The organism is Streptomyces sp. CO7 (assembly GCF_053474865.1).
In genome coordinates this window covers 1-781 of sequence record NZ_JBRIOU010000051.1, presented here as the reverse complement: position 1 = coordinate 781, position 781 = coordinate 1, and the positions used below count along the sequence as shown (strand labels likewise).

Genomic DNA, 781 nt, shown 5'->3' with positions numbered 1-781 from the left:
GCGGGGAGGGAGGCCGGGGAGGCGAGGTCGGCCGCGGCCTGGTCGGCGACGGCGCGGACGGCCAGGGCCCGGGCGGTCAGGGCCGGGTCGGCGGACTCGGCGCCGTCCGGTACGGTCCCGTCCTCCCCGGCGGGCACGGACTCCGGGGCGGCCAGGTCGGCGGGGCGCAAGGGCCGTGCGGTGCGCAGGAGTTCACGGGCGGCGCGGACGGTCTCCAGGAGCATGCCCAGTCCGTCCTCCTCGGCGACCACGGCGACCGGGCGGGCGGCCGTCTGCTCGGCGGCGAGCCGGGTGTCGGCGTGCTGCAGGAGATGGCGTTCGAGGTCGGAGCCGGGCAGGGCGTCCGGGGAGAGGCCGAGGGCGAGCAGGTCGAGCGGGGAGAGCGGCAGTCCGGCGAGGGGAACGGTTCGGGTGCCGCCGTCGGTCAGCCGGACGGTGAGGGTGAGGCCGGCCGGGTCGGGAAGCAGTCCGGCCAGCCAGGCGTCGAGGGCGGGTTCGGCCAGGGCGCGGCTCTGGGTGGCCGGGTCGGCGGGCCAGACGGATCCGGTGGGCGCCGGGGCCGGGTCCTGGCCGCCGGATCCGCCGCCGGGGCCGCCGGGACCGTCGTCGCCTCCCGGCAGGCCGCCGGGGCCGTCGTCCGGCAGCGGGACGGGGACCGGGTCGCCGGGCGGCACGGGGCCGGGGTTCTCCTCCGGGAGCGGCACCGCGATGCCACCGTCGGGGAGCGAGCCGTCGTCCTCCGGCGGTCGCGGCACGTAGATCGGCGGGGTCTCCCCCGCAC

At 80.2% G+C, this 781-nt stretch carries 1 pseudogene; it reads right to left on the bottom strand.

The features are described 5' to 3' along the window. A pseudogene (locus ACOV8S_RS31025) lies at nt 1-781 on the bottom strand (hypothetical protein); the annotation flags it as partial.